This window comes from Terriglobus sp. ADX1, assembly GCF_036877645.1.
GTDB lineage: Bacteria > Acidobacteriota > Terriglobia > Terriglobales > Acidobacteriaceae > Terriglobus.
Window position 1 is genome coordinate 1 of sequence record NZ_JAEDXV010000142.1, and the last position, 253, is coordinate 253.

A 253-nucleotide genomic window follows, 5' to 3' on the forward strand; every position below is an offset into this window, starting at 1 on the left:
GAACGCTGCGCATCATGGTCTGTGTGCCCTTCTGATCGAGCAGGCTCCAGATAGCACGCTGATCCACGATGTTCATCTCGCCCATCATGTCAGTGTTTTCCAGGATGTTGGAAGCGAGACCATCACGCAGTCCAGACCAGCCTTTACCGCAGCGCTGTCGCCGAAAATCATGGTCGTCTGATTGAGGAAGACCACGCTCATGCCAGCAGCACCCATCGGATACACGCTGTAGTTTCGCACCATGGTCGGCTTG

The 253-nt window shown here is 55.7% G+C and carries 1 pseudogene; it reads right to left on the reverse strand.

Annotated features, from left to right (window positions below):
• Window positions 1-253: pseudogene (locus JAO32_RS19925) on the reverse strand (hypothetical protein); the annotation flags it as partial.